The 6312-nt window shown below is 63.8% G+C and carries 5 protein-coding genes; 4 read left to right on the top strand and 1 reads right to left on the bottom strand.

The features are described 5' to 3' along the window. The coding region (locus EOB59_RS08275; RefSeq protein WP_128288136.1) for an ROK family protein at positions 1 to 596 on the top strand (596 nt) is incomplete at its 5' end. Positions 597 to 665: 69 nt separating this feature from the next. Here EOB59_RS08275 and EOB59_RS08270 read toward each other — a convergent pair. Continuing rightward, positions 666 to 1994, bottom strand: coding sequence for a dicarboxylate/amino acid:cation symporter (locus EOB59_RS08270; RefSeq protein WP_127327056.1), 1329 nt, complete (start codon positions 1992 to 1994; stop codon positions 666 to 668). Between the two features lie 167 nt (positions 1995 to 2161). On the opposite strand from EOB59_RS08270, the gene EOB59_RS08265 reads away from it, so the two are divergent. The 3 genes from EOB59_RS08265 to EOB59_RS08255 all read left to right on the top strand — a co-directional run bounded on the left by EOB59_RS08265 (position 2162) and on the right by EOB59_RS08255 (position 6273). Further along, positions 2162 to 4120: a sensor histidine kinase gene (locus EOB59_RS08265; RefSeq protein WP_128288139.1), complete on the top strand. Its 1959-nt coding sequence runs from the start codon at positions 2162 to 2164 to the stop codon at positions 4118 to 4120. Further along, complete coding sequence (locus EOB59_RS08260) at positions 4117 to 5487, top strand: sigma-54 dependent transcriptional regulator (protein ID WP_128288135.1); 1371 nt, start codon at positions 4117 to 4119, stop codon at positions 5485 to 5487. Before EOB59_RS08265 ends, EOB59_RS08260 begins: the two co-directional genes overlap by 4 nt. Positions 5488 to 5844: 357 nt before the next feature. Next, positions 5845 to 6273, top strand: coding sequence for a GNAT family N-acetyltransferase (locus tag EOB59_RS08255; RefSeq protein WP_128288134.1), 429 nt, complete (start codon positions 5845 to 5847; stop codon positions 6271 to 6273). The last annotated feature ends 39 nt before the right edge of the window (positions 6274 to 6312 follow it).

Genomic DNA, 6312 nt, shown 5'->3' with positions numbered 1-6312 from the left:
GTGTCGTCGTCGACGGGCGCATCCTGCATGGCCGCCGTGGCCTTGCAGCCGAGATCGGTCACATGACCATCACCAATGAAGGCGAGCGCTGCGTATGCGGTGTCGTTGGCTGCTTCGAGGCCATCGCGTCGGGAACGGCACTTGGCCGCCGCGCCAGCGCCGCCACGGCAGCCGGAGACGGCTCTACCTTGCGACGCTTGTCAGCGGACGCGGAGGTGACCGGCCGCCATGTCGTCGAGGCGGCACGGCTGCAGGACGCTCTTGCCTCGGCCTTGCTGGAGGAGGAAGCGCGCTGGCTGGGCATTGGCTTCACCAATCTCCTGCATCTCTATTCGCCCGATGTGCTGGTCGTCGGCGGTGGCATCGCCAATGGGCTCGATCTGATGCTGCCGACCATCGAGGCGACCATCAGGCAACGGGCTATGCGCGCCTATCGCGACGTGCCGGTCGTTCAGGCCCAGCTCGGCCGCCATGCCGGGCTCGTCGGCGCCGCCAGCCTTGTGCTGTTCGACGACGGGGGCACTTTGGCAGCCCGCATGCCTGTTGGCCCAAGCACGTTTCCGGACACGCCGCTGAGCAAGACCGGCACGGTCTGACGTTGCGACCTACATGACAAAGGCCAGAGGCAGCACGCCTCCGGCCTTTTACGCATTGACCGCGCGTCATTACTCGGCGGGAACAACGTCCGCCGGCAGGCTATCGTCGGCCGTGCCCGCCAGCGCTCTGGCCAGCTTGGCCTCGTCGAGTTCGCCTTCCCAGCGAGCCACCACCAGCGTGGCGACAGCATTGCCGACGAAGTTGGTCAACGCCCGGCACTCCGACATGAAGCGGTCGACGCCGAGGATCAGCGCCATGCCGGCGACCGGCACCGCCGGAACCACCGAAAGCGTCGCCGCAAGGGTGATGAAGCCCGCTCCGGTGATGCCCGCGGCACCCTTGGAGGAAAGCATGGCCACCAGCAGCAGCAGGATCTGGTCACCCATAGACAGGTGGATGTTGGTCGCCTGTGCGATGAACAGCGCCGCCAGCGTCATGTAGATGTTGGTGCCGTCGAGGTTGAAGGAATAGCCGGTTGGGATGACCAGGCCGACGACCGAGCGCTTGGCGCCGGCCTTCTCCATCTTTTCCATCAGCGAGGGCAGGGCGGCTTCCGATGAGGAGGTGCCCAGCACCAAAAGCAGCTCTTCCTTGATATAGCGGATCAGCGACAGGATGGAGAACCCGTTGTAGCGGCAGACCGCGCCAAGCACGACGAACACGAACAGGAACGACGTCACGTAGAAGGTGCCGACCAGCATAGCGAGATTGATCACCGCGCCGATGCCGTATTTGCCGATGGTGAAGGCCATCGCGCCGAAGGCACCAATGGGGGCCGCCTTCATCAGCACGCTGACCAGCTTGAAGATCGGTGTCGTCAGCGCCTGCAGGAAATTGAGCACGGGCGTGCCCTTGTCGCCGACCAACGCCAGCGCGATGCCGAACAGCACCGAGAAGAACAGCACCTGCAGGATGTCGCCGTCGGCGAAGGCGCCGACGATGGTCGACGGGATGATGTTCATCAGGAAGCCGGTGACCGACTGGTCGTGCGCCTTGGCGGCGTAATTGCTGATGGTCGAGGCGTCGAGCGTCGCCGGGTCGATGTTGAAGCCGGCGCCCGGCTGCACGACATTGGCGACGACAAGGCCGATGATCAGAGCCAGCGTCGAAAAGGTGAGAAAATAGAGCATCGCCTTGCCGGCGACACGTCCGACCTTCTGCAGGTCGCTCATGCCGGCAATGCCCGTAGTCACGGTCAGGAAAATGACCGGGGCGATGATCATCTTGACCAGCTTGATAAAGGCGTCGCCGAGCGGCTTCATGCTCTCGCCGACCGACGGATAGAAATGGCCGAGCAGGATGCCGACGGTGATCGCGACGAGCACCTGCACGTAGAGTTGGGCATAGAAAGGCTTGCGCTGCGCGGCAAGCGCGCCTGATTGGTCTGCGATGTGCATCGAACTCTCCCTGGCCGGATGGGGCGGAGCGCCCTGCGTGACTTCTCCCATCGCGGCGCTCCGGTCGCACGCCGCTGCCAGGGAGTTTTGCAAGCGCTGTGCCAGTTCGCGGAAAAGCCGGAACCACGGGATTTCCGCCTTTGTCTGACGTCATGCGGCCAAAGCCTGTGCGGATTTCCGCACAGGCAGTGTTTGCCTGGGCGGATTTTCGCATTACACTGGCCGAAAGGCCGCGAGCAAAGGGGAGAGGGCAGACGCCGCAAGCAGGCACCGATAGCGGATTCCCTGGATTTGCCGGCCGTGGATTGCTGCGCGAGGCCGTGGCGCGGCTGCGCGATGGCCGCTGGGTTGCCGTGGTCGCCGCTCTTGCATTTCTGGCCGGCGCGATCGCCATTGCCGGGCGCATCGCCTCCGGCCAGGCGGCCGATAATCTGCGTGAGACGGCACTCGCCGCACTGCCGCTGGCGGCGGGAACCCTGACCGGCGAAATCGAAAAGCAGCGCTTGGTTCCACTGGTGTTGGCCAGAGACGATGCGGTGCGCGGCGCTCTGCGCCGGGCCGGAAAAATGAAAGAAAAGGCCCTCAACGACAAGCTCAAGTCGATTGCCGGCGATGCCTCGGCATCCGCCATCTACATTATCGATACGGCAGGCATCGCCATATCAGCCAGCAATGCTGACGAACCGGCGAGCTTTGTCGGCATCGACTACAATTTTCGGCACTACTTCCAGGAAGCGATGAGCAAGGGTGCTGCCAGCCAATATGGCCTCGGCACAATCAGCGGCAGACCGGGGCTGTACCTTGCCAGCCGCGTCGACGATGGCGGCAAGCCGCTTGGCGTTGCGGTGCTGAAGGTCGAACTCGACGGCGTCGAAGCCAATTGGCGTTCCAGCGGTTTCCTTGTGTTCATCACTGATGAACGCGGCGTGGTGCTGGCTACCAGCCAGCCCGACTGGCGGTTCCGTGCGCTGGCGCCACTGTCGGCCGAGGACACCGCCGCAGCCCACGAGCAGCTCCAGTTGGCCGATGCAGGCTTCGAGCCGCTGCCGATCGGGCGCGGCGCTGGTGACGGCCTGGCGACGATCGACAACGCGGGAAAACCGCGCCAGTTCGTCGAGGTGGTGCAGGATTTGCCCGGTGCTGTTCCTGGCTGGCGTCTTTGGCTGCTCACTCCCGCCGACGCTGCTCTTTCATCGGCCGCCAACACGGCGCGGCTCACCACCTTGCTCGGTCTGCTGCTGATGGGCCTGCTTGCCTACGTGCTGACCCGGCGCCGGCGAACGCGCAGGCTGAGGCAGGAGGCGCTGGCGCGGATGAATGCCGAACTGGAGAGTCGGGTCAGCACGCGAACGGCCGAGCTGACCCGCTCCAACACCGCACTTGCCGGTGAAATCGCCGAGCGCGAGAATGCTGAAGCCAAGGTGCGCCGGCTGCGCGACGACCTCGCCCAGGCCAACCGGCTTTCCATCCTCGGCCAAATCGCCGCCGGCGTGGCGCACGAGATCAACCAGCCGGTCGCCGCTATCCGCACCTATGCCGAGAATGCGGGCCGCTTTCTCGAAACCGGCAAAACCGAACCGGCCAGCGGCAATCTGACGTCGATCGTGTCGATGACCGAGCGCATCGGCGCGATCACCGGCACCTTGCGCACTTTCGCCCGTCGACCCGGGGTTGCCGCTTCGCCGCTGCCGGTGCGCGAGGCAATTGATGGCGCGCTGTCGCTGTTGTCGGGCCGCATCCGTGATTCCGGCGTGACCATCGTCAAGCCGCGCGGCAATGCCTCGCCGGTGGTCATGGCCAGCCGCATCCGGCTGGAACAGATCCTGGTCAATCTGTTGCAGAATGCGCTGGACGCTATGAAGGACCAGCCCGATCCGCGCATCGAGATCGAGCTTGCCGAGCGCGACGACAGGGTGCTGATTTCGGTGCGCGACAACGGCCCAGGTCTCGGCCCGGAAGCAGCCGGCAATCTGTTCATGCCGTTCCAGACCACCAAGGAGAAGGGGCTTGGCCTCGGGCTGGTGATCTCGCAGGAGATCGCCCAGGAGTTGGGCGGCACGCTGCGGCTCGATCCCGGCAATGGCATCGGCGCATCCTTCACCATCGATTTGAGGCGAATTGAATGATTGAGGGATCAGGGCTGGTGGCGCTCGTCGACGACGATGCGGACCTGCTGCACGCCACAACGCAATTGCTCGAGCTTGCCGGCTTCGCTGTGGTCGCGCGCGACGCCGCCGAGGCAGCGCTTGCCGTCGTCGACAGGACCTTTGAAGGCGTGGTGGTCAGCGACATCCGCATGCCGGGCATGAACGGGCTGCAGCTGTTCGATCGCATCAAGGCGATCGACCCGGACATACCCGTGATCCTGGTCACCGGCCATGGCGACGTCGATCTCGCAGTGGCCGCGCTCAAGGACGGTGTCTACGATTTCATCTCGAAACCCTATGCCGGCGACCGCCTTGTCGAGGCGCTGAAACGGGCGAGTGAGAAGCGACGGCTGGTGATGGAGAACCGGCGGCTGCGCGAAGCCGCGGCCCTCGCCACTGACGGCCTGCCGCTGATCGGCCAGGCTCCTGCCATCAAGCGACTGCGCGAGACCTTGCGCCAGATTGCCGACATGAACGTCGATGTGCTGGTCGAGGGAGAAACGGGAACCGGCAAGGAAGTGGTGGCGGACCTCCTGCACAGATGGGGGCGACGGCGCGCAAAACCCTTCGTGGCACTGAATTGCGGTGCGCTGCCGGAGACGGTCATCGAGAGCGAGTTGTTTGGCCATGAGGCGGGCGCGTTCACCGGCGCGCAGCGGCGGCGGATCGGCAGCATCGAGCATTCCAGCGGCGGCACGCTGTTTCTCGACGAGATCGAATCCATGCCGCCGGCGCTCCAGGTCAAGCTGCTGCGCGTGCTCGAAACACGCAGCCTCACTGCACTTGGCTCGAACGACATCAGGCGCATCGATCTCAGGGTCGTCGCCGCGACCAAGGTCGATCTGGGGCGGTCGGACCAACGCGGTGATTTTCGCGAGGATCTGTATTTTCGCCTTAACGTGGTGACGCTGCGCATCCCGCCGCTGCGCGAGCGTCGCGGCGATATCCCGATGCTGTTTGGGCATTTCCTGGGCAAGGCGGCAGAACGGTTCGGCCGGCCTGTCGCGAAGATGAACGCTGCGGTCAGCGATCATCTCCAGTCGCATGACTGGCCAGGCAATGTGCGCGAGCTTGCCCATTTTGCCGACCGTGTTGCGCTCGGCCTCGGTCCGGAAGATGAGAGGAGGGCGGTCTCCGCGCATTCGCCGGAGCCTACGGCAGCATTGCCAGAACGGGTCGGCCAATACGAAGCACAGCTCATCCGCGACGCGCTGCGCGACCATGGTGGCGAGGTGCGCAGCGCCATCGATGCGCTGGGCGTGCCGCGCAAGACCTTTTATGACAAGCTCAAGCGCTACGGCATTGCCGCATCAGAGTTTCGCAATGGCGGTGATCCGGATACGTAGCCCATCCCGGAAAGGGTAATGTCTCAGTTTGAATTCAGAAGATCGTCGGTCGCGTTTGAGGCGCAGGCGAAACCGCCTATACCTCGTGGAAAGGAAGGGAGGAGCGTGTCCTGAAGGTTAAAGTTCTCGTTCTTGGATGGCTCGGCCTATTATTCGCGGGGTTGCTTATCCTCCAAGTTTTCCTGGGAGAACGCCACGGAGGGGGCTTCCTGTGGGCGGCGATCATCGGCTTTACTTGGGCGATTGCTTATTGGCCGGTTACATTGATTGTGCTCGGCTTAGGATTTTGGGCGTCAGACTGGTGGTTGAGGCAGGGGTAAACGCCCAAATCAAACTGGGACACTACCCGGAAAAGCGATGAACACGACACTGGAAACGACGGCAAATCCCTTGCCGGAAGACCTTACCTTTCTCGCCGAAAGGCTGGCGGCGTTCAACGACGGTGATGTCGGCGCTTCCGAAAGGAAGGCGCTTGCCGTGTTTGTGCGCGACGAGGATGGCGCGGTCGTCGCTGGCATTTCCGGTTACACCGCCTGGGGCTGGCTCTACCTGCAATGGCTCTGGGTCGATGAGCGGCTGCGCGGCCAGCACATTGCCGGCAAGATGCTGGATGCGGCCGAACAGGAAGCCATGGCACGCGGTTGCCGGAATGCCTGGATCGACACCTTCAATCCGAATGCCGCCAAGGTCTACCAGCGTCAGGGTTACGAACCCTTTGGAACGCTTGCCGATTTCCCTATCGGCCGCAGCCGCATCTTTCTACAGAAGAGGCTGGCGTTGGTCTGATCCATCCCTGCGGAACCGGGATGGACTGTCTTCCTGCCT

Source organism: Mesorhizobium sp. M7A.F.Ca.MR.176.00.0.0 (genome assembly GCF_004023165.1).
Classification (GTDB): domain Bacteria; phylum Pseudomonadota; class Alphaproteobacteria; order Rhizobiales; family Rhizobiaceae; genus Mesorhizobium.
The sequence above is the reverse complement of the archived record's forward strand: the minus strand, read 5'-3'. Positions and strand labels throughout refer to the sequence as shown.